15 protein-coding genes are annotated in these 19,495 nt (G+C 66.8%); 11 read left to right on the top strand and 4 right to left on the bottom strand.

Going from position 1 to position 19,495, the window contains the following annotated elements; all coding sequences use genetic code 11:
* Position 1: 1 nt before the first annotated feature.
* Positions 2-655, bottom strand: a complete 654-nt coding sequence (locus E6N53_RS18285) for an HAD family hydrolase (RefSeq protein ID WP_142860930.1) — start codon at positions 653-655, stop codon at positions 2-4.
* A 200-nt stretch (positions 656-855) separates the two neighbouring features.
* Here E6N53_RS18285 and E6N53_RS18280 point away from each other — a divergent pair, with 200 nt between their 5' ends.
* The 4 genes from E6N53_RS18280 to E6N53_RS18265 all read left to right on the top strand — a co-directional run bounded on the left by E6N53_RS18280 (position 856) and on the right by E6N53_RS18265 (position 6,242).
* On the top strand, positions 856-2,658 hold the full coding sequence (locus tag E6N53_RS18280; protein ID WP_142860929.1) for a PGF-CTERM sorting domain-containing protein: 1,803 nt from the start codon (positions 856-858) through the stop codon (positions 2,656-2,658).
* 63 nt (positions 2,659-2,721) lie between these two features.
* Complete coding sequence (locus tag E6N53_RS18275; RefSeq protein ID WP_142860928.1) at positions 2,722-3,468, top strand: PDDEXK family nuclease; 747 nt, start codon at positions 2,722-2,724, stop codon at positions 3,466-3,468.
* A gap of 48 nt (positions 3,469-3,516) precedes the next feature.
* A complete protein-coding gene (endA, locus tag E6N53_RS18270) occupies positions 3,517-4,578 on the top strand; it encodes a tRNA-intron lyase (protein ID WP_142860927.1) in 1,062 nt (353 codons plus the stop codon).
* Positions 4,575-6,242 (top strand): tryptophan--tRNA ligase, encoded by a 1,668-nt coding sequence (locus tag E6N53_RS18265; protein WP_142860926.1) that lies wholly within the window; start codon positions 4,575-4,577, stop codon positions 6,240-6,242. The genes endA and E6N53_RS18265 overlap by 4 nt, the downstream gene beginning before the upstream one ends.
* A 27-nt stretch (positions 6,243-6,269) precedes the next feature.
* Here E6N53_RS18265 and E6N53_RS18260 read toward each other — a convergent pair whose 3' ends face one another.
* Positions 6,270-7,229: an ornithine cyclodeaminase family protein gene (locus E6N53_RS18260; protein ID WP_142860925.1), complete on the bottom strand. Its 960-nt coding sequence runs from the start codon at positions 7,227-7,229 to the stop codon at positions 6,270-6,272.
* A gap of 92 nt (positions 7,230-7,321) precedes the next feature.
* Here E6N53_RS18260 and E6N53_RS18255 point away from each other — a divergent pair, with 92 nt between their 5' ends.
* From E6N53_RS18255 to E6N53_RS18225, 7 genes are all read left to right on the top strand, one after another.
* Complete coding sequence (locus E6N53_RS18255) at positions 7,322-8,485, top strand: NAD(P)/FAD-dependent oxidoreductase (RefSeq protein ID WP_142860924.1); 1,164 nt, start codon at positions 7,322-7,324, stop codon at positions 8,483-8,485.
* Positions 8,486-8,571: 86 nt separating this feature from the next.
* Positions 8,572-8,985 (top strand): CBS domain-containing protein, encoded by a 414-nt coding sequence (locus E6N53_RS18250; protein WP_136592539.1) that lies wholly within the window; start codon positions 8,572-8,574, stop codon positions 8,983-8,985.
* Between the two features lie 308 nt (positions 8,986-9,293).
* On the top strand, positions 9,294-10,811 hold the full coding sequence (pheS, locus tag E6N53_RS18245) for a phenylalanine--tRNA ligase subunit alpha (protein ID WP_142860923.1): 1,518 nt from the start codon (positions 9,294-9,296) through the stop codon (positions 10,809-10,811).
* Positions 10,811-12,544, top strand: a complete 1,734-nt coding sequence (gene pheT, locus E6N53_RS18240; protein WP_142860922.1) for a phenylalanine--tRNA ligase subunit beta — start codon at positions 10,811-10,813, stop codon at positions 12,542-12,544. The genes pheS and pheT overlap by 1 nt, the downstream gene beginning before the upstream one ends.
* Positions 12,545-12,784: 240 nt before the next feature.
* Entirely contained in the window at positions 12,785-13,282 is a 498-nt protein-coding gene (locus E6N53_RS18235; RefSeq protein ID WP_136592542.1) for an HPP family protein, read from the top strand.
* A 116-nt stretch (positions 13,283-13,398) separates the two neighbouring features.
* Complete coding sequence (locus E6N53_RS18230; RefSeq protein WP_142860921.1) at positions 13,399-14,598, top strand: trans-sulfuration enzyme family protein; 1,200 nt, start codon at positions 13,399-13,401, stop codon at positions 14,596-14,598.
* Positions 14,599-14,676: 78 nt separating this feature from the next.
* Positions 14,677-17,301, top strand: a complete 2,625-nt coding sequence (locus E6N53_RS18225) for a valine--tRNA ligase (protein ID WP_142860920.1) — start codon at positions 14,677-14,679, stop codon at positions 17,299-17,301.
* A gap of 63 nt (positions 17,302-17,364) precedes the next feature.
* Here E6N53_RS18225 and E6N53_RS18220 read toward each other — a convergent pair whose 3' ends face one another.
* Both E6N53_RS18220 and E6N53_RS18215 read right to left on the bottom strand, forming a co-directional pair.
* The gene (locus E6N53_RS18220) at positions 17,365-18,420 is read right to left on the bottom strand and encodes a quinone-dependent dihydroorotate dehydrogenase (RefSeq protein ID WP_142860919.1); all 1,056 of its coding nucleotides are present in this window, start codon (positions 18,418-18,420) and stop codon (positions 17,365-17,367) included.
* 69 nt (positions 18,421-18,489) lie between these two features.
* Positions 18,490-18,687 (bottom strand): SymE family type I addiction module toxin, encoded by a 198-nt coding sequence (locus E6N53_RS18215; RefSeq protein WP_103423765.1) that lies wholly within the window; start codon positions 18,685-18,687, stop codon positions 18,490-18,492.
* Between the last annotated feature and the right edge of the window lie 808 nt (positions 18,688-19,495).

The following is a 19,495-nucleotide window of genomic DNA, read 5'->3' as shown; positions in this document are numbered from 1 at the left end:
CTCATTCGGGGATGCCGACGAGCCGCGACAGGGCGGCGCGCAACTCCGCCGGCCCTTCGACAACCTCGTCGGCCGCGGAGTGGTCGACGCCCTCGTTCTCGGCTGTCCGATACCCGATACAGTACGTACCTGCACGCGAGGCGGCGAGTACGCCGTTGTACGAGTCCTCGACGACGACGCAGTCTTCGGGCTGGAGTGCGAGTTCCCGCGCCGCGTGTTCGTAGATGTGCGGTTCGGGCTTGCCGGGGTCGTCGATGTCGTCGGCGCTGAGGACCAGGTCGAGCGGGTCGAGCCCGAACCGTTCGCGTACGACGGCGATCCACGACTGCGGGGCGGAGGAGACGATGGCGAGTTTCCCCCGTTCGCGGATGTCGTCGAACAACGCCACGGCACCGTCCATCAGTTCGACACCGTCGCGGTAGACGACCTCCATGGCGTGCTCGTCGTAGCGGGCCACGAACTCGTCTTTCGAGACCGTGGTCCCGTACTCCCGCGAGAGGTAGTCGTGTATCTCGCGGTAGTTGCGCCCCGTAATCTCGTCGCGGTCGGGCGTGCCCTCCGTCGCCTCGGTGAAGACCCACTCGTCTTCGAACGCGTGCCAGAAGCGCTCGGAGTCGACCAGTACCCCGTCCATGTCGAAGAGTACAGCGTCCACACTCCGTGTCGAGCGTCCCCGGTCAAAGGTCTGCTGACCGGGCGCCGGATGTGCCCGGAACTCACATTCTCTCCCGGCAGAATTTCTCCCGGCGCTGAATAAATTACGCACATATCGGGACTGATTTAAATTGGCGGGTGCGTTGGTGTCGGTACGGCTGACCACAGGCGTCACAGACGCCTCGAGCTCCCCCTTGAACTATGAACAGTCACGTCCTCGCCACCATCGTACTCGTGGTCGCTCTCCTGTGTGCCCCTGCCGCGCCCGTCTTCGCCGGCACGGCCACCGCGACGACCGACACACAGCTAGACTCGGTTCAAATCGGCGGTGCCGACACGTTCGAACAGCAAGACGACGGGACGACGGACGACTCGACGGACGATTCGACGGATTCGACAGACGACTCAACGGACGATTCGACGGACGATTCGACGGACTCGACGGACGACTCAACGGATTCGACGGACTCGACGGACTCGACAGACGATTCGACCGATTCAACGGACGATTCGACCGATTCGACCGACGACACGACGGATTCGACGGACGACACGACAGACGACACGACGGATTCGACGGACTCGACGGACGACTCAACGGATTCGACGGACGACACGACAGACGACACGACGGACTCGACGGACGACTCAACGGATTCGACCGACGACACGACGGACTCGACGGACGACTCAACGGATTCGACCGACGACACGACGGATTCGACAGACGACACGACGGATTCGACAGACGACACGACGGACGACTCAACGGATTCGACAGACGACACGACAGACGACACGACCGACTCGACTGAGACGGACTCCACGGAGACGGACTCGACAGAGACAGATTCGACAGAGACGGACTCGACAGAGACGGACTCGACAGAGACAGATTCGACTGAGACAGACTCCACGGAGACGGATTCGACAGAGACAGACTCCACGGAGACGGATTCGACAGAGACGGACTCGACAGAGACAGATTCGACAGAGACGGACTCGACAGAGACAGATTCGACTGAGACAGACTCCACGGAGACGGATTCGACTGAGACAGACTCCACGGAGACGGATTCGACAGAGACGGACTCCACGGAGACGGATTCGACCGAGACGGATTCGACCGAGACAGACTCCACGGAGACAGATTCGACCGAGACAGATTCGACCGAGACAGATTCGACAGAGACAGATTCGACAGAGGCGGACTCGACAGAGACAGATTCGACAGAGGCGGACTCGACAGAGACAGATTCGACAGAGGCGGACTCGACAGAGACGGACGACGGGACGACCGACACTGACTCCGACACGTCGACAGCGTCCTCGACAGACACGTCGGTGCCGACAGCGACACCCGACGATGACGACAGCAGCAGTGGCGGCGGTGGCGGTGGAGGGGGTCTGTTCGACCTCTTCAGTAGTGACGATGACGACGATGACGACGACGACCGTGACGACAGGAATCAGCAGACCGAGTCGCCGACGGCGACCGGAACCAGTACCGCTACCGGGACTGCGACGCCGGTGACGACGCCACCGAACAACTCCAGTGCCGTCCTGTCGACGGCGACGAACACGTCGGACGCGACCCGTCTGACGGGTAACGATACGGTCGTGACCGACGTCTCGTTCGAGCCCTCGCGCATCTCGACGAACGTCCAGGCCACCGTCGTCGTCACCGTCCAGAACCCGCAGCAGACGGCGGACACGCATCTGGTCGAACTCGAGATGTTCGGCCAGGTGATCAACGCCCGCGAAGTCACCGTCCCCGCCCGCGGGGAGGCGGCGGTGCAGTTCAACCACAACATCGTCGAGCCGGGCACGTACACCGCGCGCGTCGACGACGAGACCGCGACGGTCACCGTCGTCGAATCCGCCGACGCGACGAGCGCCGCGACCGGGACGCCGACGACGTCGACCCAGTTCCCCGGGTTCGGCCCGCTCGTCGCGCTCGCTGCCCTTCTGCTCGCCGCGCTCTTCCTCGCCCGGCGCGACTGACTCCTCTTCTCGCGCGACCCTTCGTCCGAGGGTTCAAATCGGATTCCGAGGCCACCTCGACACATGGACTCAGTCCGTGTGTTCGCCGGCGACTGTACCACGACCTTCGAGGGGACGCGCGAGCGGACCACCCGCGGTCGCGTCGTCGTCCTCGTCAAGCCCGACCGGACCGTCCTCGTCCACGACGCCGACGGCTACCAGCCAGTGGCGTGGCTCACCCGTCCCGACTCGCTCTCGGTCGAGGAGGACGGCTCCGGGTTCGGACTCACCGCCCGGGCGGGTGAACAGACCCTGCGCGTCGTCTCTCACGACCTGGGTGGGAGGGCGACTCACCCCGTCTCGGCCGCCGGCGTGCCGGTCGGTCACCATCCGGAGACCGGCGAACCGCTCGTCCGCACCGGCGGTCGCCTCGTCGGCCTTGACTCGGGTGTCGAGTACCCTCTCGTCGCCGGCGCGCAGGTCCTCGACGAGCGCTGTGACGACTGCGGGCTCCCGCTGATGCGGGTCGAACGCGGGGCCGTCTTCGAGGTGTGTGTCGACCGCTCCTGTGAGCCACTCGACGACGCCGTCCGCGAGCGGTTCGACGGTGCGTGGTCGTGTCCCGACTGTGGGTCGCCCCTCCGCGTCCTCCGACGGTCGGGGCTCATCGCCGGCTGTGACGCCTACCCGGCGTGCGAGACCGCCTTCTCGATACCGATGGGCGTCGTGGTCGACACCTGCGGCTGCGGCCTCCCGGTCTTCGAGACCGCGACCGGGCGGCGGTGTCTCGACGGCACCTGCGACGTGTACTCCACGCCCGACGGCGACTGACCGGTCGCAACCGGTGGGGCTTTCACGCCGCCGACCCGCAAGCGCGGTATGCACGCGACGCTCGACGCCGACGGGCGGACGGTTCGGCTCGACGGTAACGCCCGTCAGCGCTTCTACGACTCGCGGGGGTACGGCCGGCCGACCGGCGGCAACGGGCTCGAACTGGCCCCCGTCGAGGCCGCACACCTGCTCCAGCGTGGAGACCTCGACAGCGTCGACTTCGAAGGCAGACCACTCGACTTCCGGGCCTTCCTCGCGACCACGGGCGTCGTCCTGGAGTTCGTCGTCTACAAGGACCTCCGCGACCGCGGCTTCTACCTCTCTCCGGCCGGCCGCGCCGACGAGACCGAGCGCGCGAGTGACGTCGATTTCGTCGTCTACCCCCGCGGGAGCGGGCCGTGGGACGACGAGGTCGCCCATCGCGTCCGCGTCGTCGGCGAACGTGAGTCGCTCTCTCCCCGCGCGCTCGGTGACGTGGTCCTCGCCGTCGTCGACGAGGACGGCGACCTCACGTACTTCGAGACCACCCACGACGCACCCGGTGGCACGCTCGACACCGACCCTCCCCGGGAGCTCGAGGGAACGCTCCTCGCCGATCGCGTCCTCGTGTGGGAGCCGCCAGAGACCCTGTACGAGGGACACTTCTACGGGCAACGGCTCTACGGACGGAACGCCGACGCCGGCCCGCTTCAACTCTCTCTGCTGGAGGCCGCCTCGCTGGTTCGACAGGACGCGCTGGCGGTGACCGACGCCTCCGGCGAGCCGATGGCCGACGACAGCGCCGTCGTCGCGCGCGGTCGCGAGGTCGAAGGCGACCGGTTCGACCGCCGACTTCGGACGTACACGGCTCTCCGCGACGAGGGCGGTGTCCCGAAGTCCGGATTCAAGTTCGGCGCCGACTTCCGGGTGTACGAGACCTTCTCCACGGTTTCGGACCTCTCGCACTCCGACTCGCTCGTCCGCGTCCTCGACCCGGACCACACCGTCCTCCCGCGAGAGCTCTCGCTCGACGTACGACTCGCTGGTGGGGTTCGCAAACGAATGGTTTTTGCGCTGACCGACGCCAACGGTGGAGTAGACTGGCTCTCCGTAGCCCGGTTGACCCCATGACCGACGACACACCCACGGACACAGACGCGGACGCGGACGCCCCCGGAGTCGCCCCCGAGCATCGAGCCCGTACGCGTGCGGACGGCGGCACGGCCGCCGGCGCGGACGACGTGACGCTGGACCCGTGGGGCTCGTCGACCATCGCCGACTACCGGAAACTGTTCGAGGAGTTCGGCATCGAGGAGTTCGACGAACTCATCGAATCGGTCCCGAACCCCCACTACCTGATGCGTCGCGGCGTCATCTTCGGCCATCGCGACTACGGCCCGGTGGCCGAGGCCCTCCGGAACGACGAACCCGCAGCCGTCCTCTCGGGGTTCATGCCGACCGGCGACCCCCACATCGGGCACAAACTGGTGTTCGACGAGATCATCTGGCACCAACAGCAGGGTGCCGACGCCTACGGCCTCATCGCGGACCTCGAAGCGCACGCCGCGCGCGGCCTCACCTGGGCGGAAATCGACGAGCACGCCCGCGACTACCTGCTCTCGCTCTTGGCGCTCGGGTTCGACCCCGAGGAGGGCACGCTCTACCGCCAGTCCGGGAACCGCGAGGTACAGGACCTCGCCTTCGAACTCGGCTCGAAGGCCCGGTTCGCGGAGTTCGAGGGCATCTACGGCTTCGACAGCGAGACTTCGGTCTCCCACATGCAGAGCGTCGTGACGCAGATGGCGGACATCCTCTACCCGCAGATGGACGAGCCGAAGCCCACCGTGATTCCGGTCGGTCCGGACCAGGACCCCCACGTCCGTCTCGCCCGTGACCTCGCCGCCCGGATGCGCTTTTTCAAGGTGACCGAGGCGTACTTCAGCCAGGAACTCGACGACGACGAGCGGGCTCTCGTCGCTGAAGCCCACGAGCACCTCGTCGCCCGCGCAGGGGCGGAACAGGACGTCCGCTGCATCCACGGCGCGCAGTATCTCGTCGACCCGGACGCCGTCACGCTCGACGCCGACCGCCCCACCGTCGACGTCCCCGAACTCGACGACTCCGTCAGAGCCTCCGCGGTCAAGAAGCTCCAGAACGCCGGCATGGAACCCCTTCGTCCACGCGTGCGCTTTCTCGACCGTAACGCCTCCGACGACGCGTTCGAGGACCTCGTCGAGCGCATCGAGGGCGAGAAGCGGCGGTACGACGAGCACGTCGACGCGTTCGAGCTCTCGCCCGAAGACGCCGAGGAACTCGCTCGCGAGGTCGAAGTCGACAACGGCGGCTACGGCTTCCAGATGCCCTCCTCTATCTACCACCGGTTCATGACCGGGCTCACGGGCGGGAAGATGTCCTCGTCCATCCCGGCGAGCCACATCTCGCTCCTCGACGACCCCGAAGACGGCTACGCGAAGGTCAAGTCGGCGACCACTGGCGGCCGAGACACCGCGGAAAAGCAGCGCGAACTCGGCGGCGAGGCCGACAAGTGCCCGGTGTACGAACTGTACGCGTACCTCCTCTCGGGCGACGACGACGACTTCGCCAAACGCGTGTACGACGAGTGCGTCGGCGGCGAACGTCTCTGTGGCGACTGCAAAGAGCAAGCGGCGGTCCTGATGAAGGAGTTCCTCGAAGAGCACCAGGAGAAACGCGCGGAGGTCGAAGCGGCCCTCGACGACCTCGATATCGACCTCGAATCGCCGCGGCGGCGGGTTGCGGGCGAGGCCGACGACTGATCCGGTCCCACCGTCTCGCCCCGCTGCTCACTCCCCGACGACGGTCCCGACGCCCCGCTCCTCTGCGCGTTCGAGCACGTGTTCCGCCGCGGCCGCGTCGAGCACTGCGCTCCCCACGCTGTCGACGACGAGCAGCTCCGCGTCGTCTTCTCGTCCCGCCCGCCCCTCGAACACCGCCGAGAGCGGGTGCAGTTCCTCGACCGTGAGTCGTCCCGCGATGTCGCCGGTCTCGGCCACCTCCTCGGGCACGTCGGCGAAGACGCGCGCCGCCCGCTCGACCGTCGTCGCGTCGAGTTCGCACATCTCGGACGTGTACGCACCGACGGCGACGACGAGCGCTCCCGGCGCGAGGGCACTCTCGGGGAAGACGGGTTCCGTCGCCGTCGTGGCCGTGACGACGACCGACGCATCCGCGACCGCCTCGGCCGGCGTGGTGACCGCCTCGGCGTCGAGGCCCTCCCCACGGAGGTCGGCGGCGCACGCCGCTCGGGAGGCGGGCGTCGGCGAGTAGACCCGGACCCGCTTCACCTCGGTCGCGGCCGCGATGGCGCGCGTCTGCCAGCGCGCCTGCGCCCCGGCTCCGATGACGGCGAGGTCGACCGGGCCGTCGACGGCGAGTTCCCGCGCGGCGAGCCCGCCGATACAGCCCGTCCGGGCGTTCGTGAGTCGACTCCCGTCCATCGTCGCGCGCGTCGCTCCCGTGGCCGCGTCCGTGACGTGTACCTGCGCGCGGACCGTCGGGAGCCCTCGTTCGGGGTTCGACGGATGGACCGTCGCCACCTTGGTCGCGAACGTCGACGCCCCGTGGATGGCGGCGGGCATCACGAGACCCGTGCCTGCGGTCTCACCCTCGCTGATGGGGAAATGTGGCCGCGGCGGGCGTTCGACCTCGCCACGGCCCTGCTTCACGAACGCCTCTTCGACGACCGGGAGGAGGTCGGTAAGCGAGAGGACCGCGTTCACGTCGCTGTCGGTGAGGACGCGCATACGTGGTCGCTCTCACGGGCGGGTGGTGAACGTTTCTCCGTTCGCCCCCCACTGTGGGCAATCTTCATACCTCCGGCCCCTCGATAGAATCCGTGCGCGTCGTCGTCTGCGGCGGTGGCATCGTCGGCCTCGCCGCCGCCTACTCGCTGGCTCGCCGCGGCGCGGAAGTGACCGTCTGTGAGGCCGGGGCACTCGGCAGCGGCAACACCGACCGCTCTGCCGGCGGCATCCGCGCGCAGTTCTCGACGCCCGTGAACGTCGACCTCTCGCTCGCCTCGATGGCGGTCTGGGACTCCTTCGAGGAACGGTTCGGTGTCGACATCGCCTACCGTCGCTCGGGATATCTCTTCCTCGCTCGCACCGCAGAGACCGCCGCGCAGTTTCGCGACCAGGTGCGGATGCAGAACGACCGGGGCGTCCCGAGCGAGTTCCTCTCGCCCGCCGCAGCGCGGGAACACTGCCCCGAACTCCGGGCCGAGGCGTTCGTCGGTGCGACGTACTCGCCCACGGACGGCTTCGCCGACCCCCACCTCGCACTGCAGGGCTTCTCGCAGGCCGCGCGGGAGGCCGGCGCGGACATCCGGACGAAGACGCCCATCACGGCCGTCGATGTCACCGAGACCGGTGACGCGGTGACGGCGGACGTGCGGGTCGAGGCCGGGGGCGAGACGCTCGACGCCGACGTGTTCGTCAACGCGGCGGGCGCGTGGGCCCGGCGGATCGGCGGCCTGTACGGCGTCGACCTACCAATCGCCCCACGTCGGCGGCAGGTCGCCGTCGTGGCACCGGAGACGCCGGTTCCCGAGTCCGTCCCGCTCACCATCGACCTCGAGACGGGGTCGTACTTCCGCCCCGAGCGGGAGGGACAGGCGCTCGTCGGCGGGCACTTTTCGGACGAGGACCCGGACGTCGACCCCGACGACTACGACACGGGCATGGACCTCGACTGGGCGGTCGACGCCGTCGAACACGCCGGGCGCGTGGCTCGCTACTTCGGGCCGGACTCCGGAATCGTCCGGGGGTGGGCCGGTCTGTACGCCGTCACGCCCGACCACCACCCCGTCATCGAGCTATCGAAGCCCGGTGTCGTGACGGCCGGGGGGTTCTCGGGCCACGGGTTCCAGCACTCGCCCGCGACGGGCAGACTCGTCGCCGAACTCTGTCTCGACGGCGAGGCGTCGCTCCTCGACGTCTCTTCGCTCTCCCGTGAGCGGTTCGCCCGCGGTACCGACGTGGACGAACGGAACGTCGCCTGACCTCTCCGCGTCGGCTTCTCGGCTTCCGGGAACGACCAGCCGACGCTATACTGTCGCTGCTTCAACACTCCGTCGAGGGAAGAACGATGACACTGAAAGACGTCGCCATCAGAGGCGTCGAGACGGCAGGACCGGACGCCAGCGTGGCCGTGTTGGTGAACACGATGGACGAGAAGGGCGTCGGGAGCGTCGTCATCACCGAGGCGAACCGCGTCGTGGGAATCGTCACCGACCGCGACATCGCGCTGACGATGGCTCGTGAGTCCGACCCGACGGCGCTCACCGCCGCGGACGTGATGACGGCCGAACCCCTGACGATGCCCTCCAGCGCCGGCCTGCTCGAACTCACCGAACGGATGGACGTCGAGGGCGTCCGCCGGGTCCCCATCGTCGACGACAACGGCATCATCGTCGGCATCGTCACGCTCGACGACCTCGTCCGCCTCCTGTCGGTGGAACTGGACCACCTCGCCGCGATCATCGAGGCCGAATCACCCTGAAACGCGTGGGAGTCGAGTCCGCACCGCCCGTGCTCTCGCGCCCACTCACAACGTTTTTGTCCGCGCGACGTTCTCCCACTGACATGGTGTCCGAACCCCACGTGCGGCGGACCGCTCCCCAGCCACCGGAAGCGGGGTTCGGCTTCTTCTTCGCGGGCTGACCGCCGGCGGACCTCGCTCGCATCCGAGGGGATGCGACGGGCGAAACCGGCGTGCTCGACCGGACCGCACGCACGCGCTGGTCACGACCCGCAACGGCTAACTGACGACCGGACGCTCCACCACACACCGACCGACACTCGCGACACATGACACGCACACTCCCGGAAGCCCAGCACGCGGTCCTCACGACCGCGTCGGCAGACGACGCACAGACCATCGACGACCTCGCCGACGCGACGGCGCTGAAGCCCGAGACCGTCACCGGCGCGGCCTTCGAACTCGAAGCGGCGGGGCTCGTCGCCGTCGACGAAGCAGTCGTCGTCGACTACACGCTCACGGACGAGGGCGAACGGTACGTCGACGAGGGCCTCCCCGAGGTCCGCCTCTACCGCGCCGCCGTCGACGCGGGTGCCCATGACGAGCCCGTCTCGATGGGGCAGGTCATCGGCGCTTCGGGGCTCGACGGGGGCGCGGTCGACGTCGCGCTCGCCAACCTCGCCCGCAAGGGGTACGGTACCATCGAGAGCGGGCAGCTCTCGGCCGACGACGCGGACCCCGACGCCGACGCCGAGGCGGCCGCGCTCGCGGCTCTCCACGACGACGGCGATGTCGACGGCGTCGACGCCGACGTGCTCGACCAGCTTGAGTCCCGCAACCTCGTCGAGCGACACGAGCGCACCGTCCGTTCCGTGACCCTGACCGACGCCGGTGTCGACGCCGTCATGCTGGAGGGCGTCGAGGTCGCGGAGACGGTCGACCGACTCACGCCCGAGATGCTGACCTCCGGCGAGTGGCGCGACGTGGAGTTCACCGCCTACAACGTCGAGGCCGACGCGCCCGAACACCGAGGCGGGAAGACCCACATCCTCAGGCAGACCGCCGAACGCGTCAAGGACGTCCTGGTGGGGATGGGCTTCGAGGAGATGGACGGCCCGCACGCCGACGCGGAGTTCTGGATCAACGACTGCCTGTTCATGCCTCAGGACCACCCCGCCCGCACCCACTGGGACCAGTTCGCCCTCGACGTGCCGCCGATGCGAGAGCTCCCCGAGGACCTGGTCGCCCGGGTCGAAGACGCCCACCGCAACGGCGAGGGCGAGGACGGCGACGGCTATCACTCCCCGTGGACCGAGGACGTGGCGCGGGAGGTCGACCTCCGCGGGCACACCACGTCGCTGTCGATGCGGTATCTCTCGGGACACGAGGTCGGGGAACTGGAGCCGCCACAACGATATTTCTCCGTCGAGAAAGTATACAGAAACGATACGCTGGACCCGACACACCTCCTCGAGTTCTTCCAGATCGAAGGGTGGGTGATGGCCGAGGACCTCTCCGTGCGGGACCTGATGGGCACGTTCACCGAGTTCTACAGCCAGTTCGGCATCACCGACATCCAGTTCAAACCGCACTACAACCCCTACACGGAGCCGTCGTTCGAGCTGTTCGGCCGACACCCCGAGACGGACGAACTCATCGAAATCGGCAACTCGGGAATGTTCCGCGACGAGGTGCTTCGGCCACTCGGTGTCGAGTGCGACGTGATGGCCTGGGGGCTCGCGCTGGAACGCCTGTTGATGCTCATGTACGGCTTCGACGACATCCGCGACGTGCACGGGACGCTGTGTGACCTCGACCTGCTGCGAGAGACGGAGGTGCTTCACTGATGCCCGTCGTCGACGTCTCCCTCGAGGAACTGCAGCGGCTCACCGGCGAGGAGAAGAGCGAAGAGGCGTTCAAAGACGACCTGTTCGCACTCGGCCTGGAGTACGAGGGCGAGACCGAAGACGGGAAGATGCAACTGGAGTTCGGTCCCGACCGACTCGACCGGCTCTCGGTCGAGGGTGTCGCACGGTCGCTGCGGTACCAGTACGGAAGCGACAGAGGCGTCGCGATTCCGAAGACGAACGACGCCGACTGGACCATCGAGGTGGACTCGTCCGTCCCCGAGGAACGTCCCTACGTCACGGGTGCCGTCGTCAGAGGGGTCGACCTCGACGAGGCCGGCCTCGACTCGCTCATCCAACTCCAGGAGAAACTCCACGCGACGATGGGTCGCAAGCGCGCCAAAGGCGCGATCGGTATCCACGACCTCGCGATGCTGAAGGGTGAAGTCCTCACCGACGAGGGCGGGGACAACACCATCACGTACAGGGGAGTCGCGCCGGACGGCGACCGCTTCGTCGCGCTCGACTCGAACGACGAACTCACGCCGCAGGAAGTCCTCGAACAGCACCCGACGGGGAAGACGTACGCCGACCTCGTGAGTGAGTACAACCGCTACCCGGCCATCTACGACGAACTCGGCCTCTTCTCGTTCCCGCCGGTCATCAACGGCCGTCGGACCGAGGTCGACACCGACTCGCGTGACCTGCTCGTCGAACTCACGGGGACCGACCAGTGGACCATCGACCGGATGTGTACCATCATCTGCTACGCGCTCTCCGCACGCGGGGCGACCATCGAACAGGTCGAAGTCGCGTACGCGGACGAGGCCCGGGCACCCGACGACGGTGCCCACCTCGTCCGTCCGGACTTCTCGGTCGACGAGAAGACGGTCTCACACGACCGCATCGAATCGGTCCTCGGGGTCGACCTCGACAGCGAGGAGGTCGTCGACCTCTTCGAGCGCTCGGGGCTCGACGCGACGTACACCCTCGGCGACGAGGTGGCGTACGACGTGGAGGTTCCGCCCTACCGGGTCGACGTCCTCCACCCGCTCGACCTCATCGACGACGTGGGCCGCGCGTACGGCTTCAACGAACTGGAGCCGACGTACCCCGACGTCTCGACCGTCGGCGGACGCCACGACCGCTCCCGCCTCGAGAACGCCGCCCGCGCGTCGCTCGTGGGACTCGGCTTCGAGGACCTGCTGAACTTCCACATGATCTCTGAGGGAGAGAACTACGACCGGATGCGCCTCACCGAGGGCGACGACGCCCTCGGCGGACAGGAGGCGGTGAGCATCACCGAACCGTACAGCGAGGACTACACCATGCTTCGGACGTGGGCGCTCCCCTCGCTGATGATGGTGCTCGAGAACAACACCCACCGGTCGTACCCGCAGGACCTCGCCGAAATCGGCCTCGTCGCCCACGTCGACGCCGCCGAGTCGACGCACGTCCGCGAGTCCAGACACGTCGCCGGTGTCCTGGCCCGGTACGACGCGACCTACGAGGACGCGAAGGCCCGTCTCGCTGCGCTCTGCCGCGACTTCGACGCTGACCTCGAAACCCCGGCGACCGAGCATCCGTCGTTCATCCCCGGTCGCGCTGCCGACGTCGTCATCGACGGCGAGTCGGTGGGTGTCGTCGGCGAGTTCCACCCCGAAGTGCTGGTCGAACACGACCTCGAACTTCCCGTCGCCGGGTTCGAGTTCGCGCTGGACGCGCTGCAGTAGCTCTCTCTTCGGCCACTTTTTGCTCCAGCTTTTTGCGTCGAGCGTGCGCGAGCGACAGCGGGCGCCACGAGACCGAAAAAGCTGAGGGTTCGAGTTCGCGCTGCAGTAGGCCGCGCTGTCGGTCTCTTGCTCTCCCCTCCCCAGGTAAGCGTCTCGAGGTGTCGTGTTCACCTCGTTCTCCGGGGCGACCTCATCGGCGTGAAACGAAGCGTCTACGTCGCGGGCTCGACCAGGTCGACTATGGACCGCCAGACGGTACGGCCGAGCCTGTACGCCGGAGTTCTCCTCACAGTCGTCGGTCTCCTGGCGTGGGCGACCGGTCGGCCGTTCGTCTTCCCGAGCCTCGGTCCCTCCGGCTACGTGCTGGCGACCGCGTCCTCCGCGGACGCGACTCCGCGGAAGGTCGTCGGCGGGCATCTCCTCGGCCTCGGGGCCGGCCTCTTCACCTACCACGTGCTCGCGTCGGGCCTGCTCATCACGTCGGCGGTTCCTGCCTTTTCGCTCGCACAACTCAGGCTGGTCGCCAGCGGCGTCGTCGCCGTTGTCCTCACCACCGCAGCCATGCGCCGGACCGGTCTCGTCCATCCCCCCGCCTGTGCGACGACACTCATCGTCGCCCTCGGGTTGCTCTCGTCGCCCCTCGAGGCGGGAATCGTCGTCGTCGCCGTCGTGGTCCTCGTGGGGGTCCACGCGACGGTCGGTGCTCCCCCGAGAGTATCCCCGCTCGACCCGGAGTGACGGGGTGCGCCCCTGTCTTATTACCTCGAATAATAATTTTACATTAAGGTATTATATCTCTGTGTTTGTTGAGAAACGCCGAAAAGACTACCACCTCTCCCCGTATCGGTTCAGCCATGTCCCGGGACTCGCACTTCGACACCCGTTCTGTGACCCACGGCGAGGGCCGTCGACGGATGGCCGCCGAGGACGTCGTCGTCCCCATCCACCTCACCTCCACGTACGAAATCGACGACATCGACCCCGACGCGAGTCTGGAAGAGCTCGACCCCGACGCCGGGGAGTACCTCTACTCGCGGCTCTCGAACCCGACCCGAAACGCACTCGAACACCGACTGGCGTCGCTCGAAGGCGGCCAGCACGCGATGGCGTTCGCCTCCGGGACCTCGGCTATCGTCGCGACCGTGATGTCCTGCGTCGAACCCGGTGGCCACGTCGTCGCGTTCGAGGACCTGTACGGGGGCACGAAGACGATGCTCTCGCGACTGTTCGAGGAGCGTTTGGGCGTCGACGTCTCGTTCGTCGACGCGCGCGACCCCGCGAACGTCGCCGCCGCGCTCACCGAGGAGACGAGCCTCGTCTGGATGGAAACTCCCACGAACCCGCTCATGCGCCTCTGCGACGTCGGGGCCATCGCGGACCTCGCCCACGACGTGGGTGCGGTGCTCGGTGTGGACAACACCTTCGCGAGTCCCGTCCTCCAGCGCCCGCTCGAACTCGGGGCCGACGTGGTCGTCCACTCCACGACGAAGTACCTCAACGGTCACTCCGACTCGCTCGGCGGGGCGGTCGTCACCGACGATGCCTGTCTCGCCGACGAGGTCGGCTTCCTCCAGCAGGTCGGCATGGGGAACGTCCTCTCGCCGTTCGACGCGTATCTCACGCTTCGCGGCGTGAAGACGCTCCCGCTCCGGATGGAGCGCCACGAGGCCAACGCGGGGGCCATCGCGGAGTTCCTCGCGGACCACCCACGCGTGACGCACGTTCACTACCCCGGGCTCGACTCGCACCCACAGCACGACCTGGCCGCGCGGCAGATGGACGGCTTCGGCGGGATGCTCTCGTTCGAGGTCGACTCGGACCTAGACGGCGTGGCGACGTTCCTCGGCTCGCTCACCGCGTTCCCGCTCGCGGTGAGTCTGGGTGGCGTGGAGAGCCTCATCGAACACCCCGCGACGATGACGCACTCGCCGCTCACGCCCGAGGACCGCGCCGCGCTCGGTATCACCGACTCGCTGGTCAGGGTGTCGGTGGGCGTCGAGAACGTCGACGACCTCATCGCCGACCTCGACACTGGACTCGCCGCACTCCGGTGAGGTCGCACGCTGGCTTCGGTGGTGAGAGGGGCCAACCGAGGTGTTTAACAGGCGCGCAAGCGGTAGACCCACCCGAGAATGCCGAGCGGAGAATACGACCCCGACACCGTCGAGGCCAAGTGGCAAGAGCAGTGGGTCCGAGAGGACACCTACGCCTACGACGGAGAGGCGGTAGACCCCAACACCGTCTTCTCCATCGACTCCCCGCCGCCGACGGTCTCGGGTAGCCTCCACTGGGGCCACGTCTACGGCTTCACGCTCCAGGACTTCGTCGCTCGGTTCAACCGCATGCGCGGGAAAGACGTCTTCTTCCCGTTCGGCTACGACGACAACGGCATCGCCTCCGAACGACTGACGGAGGACGAACTCGACGTGCGCCACCAGGAGTACGACCGGCGCGAGTTCCAGGAGATGTGCCGCGAGGTCTGCCAGCAGTACGAGGCCGAGTTCACCGAGAAGATGCAGAGCCTCGGTATCTCTATCGACTGGGACGAGACCTACCAGACCATCTCGCCGGAGGTCCAGCGCATCTCACAGCTCTCGTTCTTGGACCTCTACGACCAGGGTCGCGAGTACCGTCAGCGCGCACCCACCATCTGGTGTCCCGACTGTGAGACGGCCATCTCACAGGTCGAAACCGAGGACGACGAGCAGGCGAGTCACTTCCACGACATCGCCTTCGAGGTCGTCGAAGACGACGACGACCTGCCCGAGACGTTCACCATCTCGACGACGCGCCCCGAACTCCTCCCGGCGTGTGTCTCCGTCTTCGTCCACCCCGACGACGACGAGAACCAGCACCTCGTGGGAAACCACGCTCGGATTCCGCTCTTCGGACAGGAGGTCCCCATCATCGCCGACGAGCGCGTCGACATGGAGACCGGGTCGGGTCTCGTCATGTGCTGTACGTTCGGTGACCAGACCGACATCGAGTGGTACCAGGCGCACGACCTCGACCTCCGCATCGCTATCGACGAGTCCGGCACGATGACGGAGGAGGCCGGCGAGTACGTCGGCCTCTCCGCCGACGAGGCCCGCGAGAACATCGTCTCGGACCTCGACGACGCGGGTGCGCTCCTCGACAAGCGCGCAATCACCCACACGGTGAACGTCCACGAGCGCTGTGGGACGAGCATCGAGTTCCTCGTCGCCGAGCAGTGGTACATCAAGCTCCTCGACAAGAAAGAGGAGTACCTCCAGGCGGGACGAGAGATGGACTGGTACCCCGAGAAGATGTTCACGCGGTACAAGAACTGGATCGAGGGGCTCCAGTGGGACTGGTCCATCTCCCGACAGCGCTCGTCGGGCATCCCGTTCCCCGTCTGGTACTGCGCCGAGTGTGACCACGCGGTGATGGCCGAACGCGACCAGCTCCCGGTGGACCCCCTGCAGGACGCACCGCCGGTCGACAGCTGTCCCGACTGCGGGCACGACGCGTTCGTCCCCGAGGACGACGTCTTCGACACGTGGGCCACCTCTTCGCTCACGCCGCTCATCAACGCCGGGTGGGAGTGGAACCCCGAAGAAGGACGGATGGAGGTCGAACGCGAGGAACTGTACCCCGTCAACCTCCGGCCACAGGGTCACGACATCATCTCGTTTTGGCTCTTCCACACGGTCGTCAAGTGCTACGAACACACCGGCGAGGTGCCGTTCGACAGCGTGATGATAAACGGGATGGTCCTCGACGAGAACCGCCAAAAGATGTCGAAGTCGGTCGGGAACATCGTCGCGCCCGACGAGGTCGTCGAGAAGTTCCCGGTCGACGCCGCGCGCTACTGGGCCGCCGGAAGCGCCGTCGGCGACGACCTTCCCTACAAGGAGAAGGGACTCCGCGCGGGCGAGAAGCTCCTCCGCAAACTGTGGAACGCCTCGAAGCTCGTCGACTCGCTCACCCCCGACGACGAGGTGCAGATGGACCACGACGACTTACAGGAACTCGACCGCTGGATGCTGGCCTCGCTCGACGAGGAGGTCGCGTACATCACGGAGAAACTCGACGCGTACGAGTTCTCGAAGGCGCGCGACCGCCTCCGGAGTTTCTTCTGGCACACGTTCTGTGACGACTACCTCGAGATCGCGAAACAGCGCATCCGCGAGGGGGAAGACGACTCGGCCGCCTACACGCTCCAGGTCGCCCACCGCCGGTTCCTGAAGCTGTTCGCCCCGTTCCTCGCACACATCACCGAGGAACTGTGGCGGGACATGTACGGTACGGTGGGTGACGAGAGCGTCCACCGCGCGGACTGGCCCGAACCGCTCGGGCTCGACGCGAACGTCGAAGCGGGTGAGACGGCGCTCGACGTCGTGAGCGCGCTTCGAAGGTACAAGTCGGACAACCAGCTGTCGATGAACGCGAGCCTCGACTCGGTCAAGGTGTACGGCGATATCGCCGGCTTCGCCGAGGACATCCGGCGTGTGATGCACGTCGACGAGCTAGAAACGAGCGACGAGGAGCCACCCATCGAGTCCGTCGTGACCGGTATCGACCTCGACTACTCGCTCGTCGGCCCCGAGTTCGGGAACCAGGTGTCCGACATCGACGCCGCCATCGAGGCCGGCGAGTACGATGTCGTCGACGGGACGCTTCGAGCGGCGGGCGTCGAACTCTCCGCGGAGATGTTCACCGTCGAGGAGGAGCGACAGTACACCGGCTCGGGCGAGATGGTCGAGGCCGAGCACGCGGTCGTCATCGTCCAGTAGCGGGACGTACCGCTCGCTCTGTTCTGTTCTACTGTCTCGAACCGACGGGGGGAACGTCTCCGCCTAAAGGTCGACGCCGACCGCCTCGGAGACGTGGTCGAAGCCGTCGCGGTCGAGGAGGTCGAGGAGCCCACGGTTGATGTCGCGAGCGACGGTCGGCCCCTCGTAGACGAGGGCGGTGTACAGTTGGACGACGGCCGCGCCCGCACGAATCTTGGCGTACGCGCCCTCGGCGTCCGAGATACCGCCGACGCCGACGACCGGGACGTCGGTCCGTCGCGCGACGAACTCGACGAACGACGTCGAGGTCTGTTCGATGGGTTTCCCCGAGAGGCCACCGCGTTCAGCCTGTTCGGGCGAGCGCAGGCTCGACGGCCGGGAGGTGGTCGTGTTCGTCGCGATGACGCCGTCGAGGTCGAGGTCGTCCACGACGGCCAGCGCCTCCTCAACCGCTCTCTCGGGGAGGTCCGGCGAGAGTTTCACGAGGAGTGGTCGGGCGCCGGCGTCGAGGAGTGTGCCGATGATCTCTTCGAGGGCAGCGCGGTTCTGTAGCTCGCGGAGGCCGGGCGTGTTCGGGCTGGAGACGTTGACGACGCTGTAGTCGACCCACTCTCCGCAGCGCTCGAAGGTGTACAGATAATCGCTCGGTGCCTCGTCCAGGGGCGTGGTCTTCGACTTCCCGATGTTGAGGCCGACGGGGACGTCCGGGAGCGTGGCCGCCGAGAGGCGCTCCCCGACGACGTCGGCCCCGTGGTTGTTGAACCCCATCCGGTTGATGATCGCTCGGTCCTCGCGGAGGCGGAACATCCGCGGCTTCGGGTTGCCCGGCTGTCGCTCCGCCGTCACTCCTCCGACCTCGACGTGACCGAAGCCGAGCGCGGCGAGCACCCGGGGAAGTTCAGCGTTCTTGTCGAAGCCGGCGGCGACGCCCACGGGGTTCGGGAATGACTGGCCGAAGGCGGTCGTCGCGAGGCGCGCGTCGTCGACACGGAGACGGTTCCGAGCGAGTCGCTCGACTGTCGTCCCCTGTGCGGCACTCAGTGCGTGCGTTCCGATGCCGTGAGCCGTCTCCGCGGGCAGGGCGAACAGTGCCGGTCGGACGAGGTCGTAGAGACTCATCGACCCACCGTCATCGCCTGGCGTGGTCTCTCCGCTCTCTCGGGGTGTAGCTGTCGTCTCACAACCGGGTCAGAAGTCGTGTTCCACGTCGTCCGGGTCTGCTTTCTGGATGATGATTTTCCCATCTCTGACGCGGACGAACACTTCGTCGCCGATCTCCATGCCCGCGACCGTGAGTTCGTCCTCGTGGAGATTGAGGTGAACGTTGTGGTACTCGCCGTTCTCGTCTTTAGCTCCACTCGGGCTGAGCTTCTTTTTCCGGACCATCGGGGGTGTCTACCGAAGCTTCGACATAGGATATACATAAGTGTTGTCTACACCGTCAGGCAACCATCTGGCAGCTACCCGAGACGTTCGGGCTTGTCGCGTCGGCCAGAGCGGTGGCCTCCCGACGATGACCGATTCAGCGTCCGGAGGGCCGTGCTCGCGACGTGCGCCAGTCTCTCCTCCGGGATGCAACGCAAGAGTATTGTCCTTCGCGTGGGCACCCACGCACGCGCGGCCAACACCCGGTCCGACCTCACGCGCGACGCGCGGGATGACCGACCGACCTCCAGCCGCGCGACAGCTCTACGCGTCGTCGACCGTTCGTCGAGCGACTGCTGCCTCCGACCAGTCGTGAGACACGCTCTCATTCGCTTATGAGTAGGTGTGTCGTGAAACCGAGTGACGAAGCGGCCGTGGTTCGACGACCTTTTATGTTCCCCCGGCATTCGATGTAATGCGAAGGACGCACCCGGGTCACGCCGGGTGTGTCAGCATCTCCCCGATGCACCACACGCTCGGTCCTACCGGCCTCGACGCGAGTCGGGTTCGATGGGGTTAAGTGTGCCAGGGCATTTCGGTGTGATGCGGAAGTAAAACACAACACAACGCGACTGTGGGCCGTTCAACTCGGCCCGCGCTCGCCTCGGACACTCCCAGCGAGGTTCGACGGGTTTATACCCCCGACTCACGTTGGTTCAGGTCCGAAACGATACGTGAGGATTCCCCCCCTGCGGTCCGCCGTAAGACGGAATCTGATGTTAGCCCTGGTAGTTCGGTGACACCCGGTCGACCCGGTGTGTCACTGGAC

The organism is Salinigranum halophilum (genome assembly GCF_007004735.1).
Taxonomy (GTDB): domain Archaea; phylum Halobacteriota; class Halobacteria; order Halobacteriales; family Haloferacaceae; genus Salinigranum; species Salinigranum halophilum.
Note: the sequence above shows the minus strand (reverse complement) of the source record. Positions and strands in the feature narration are given on the sequence as shown.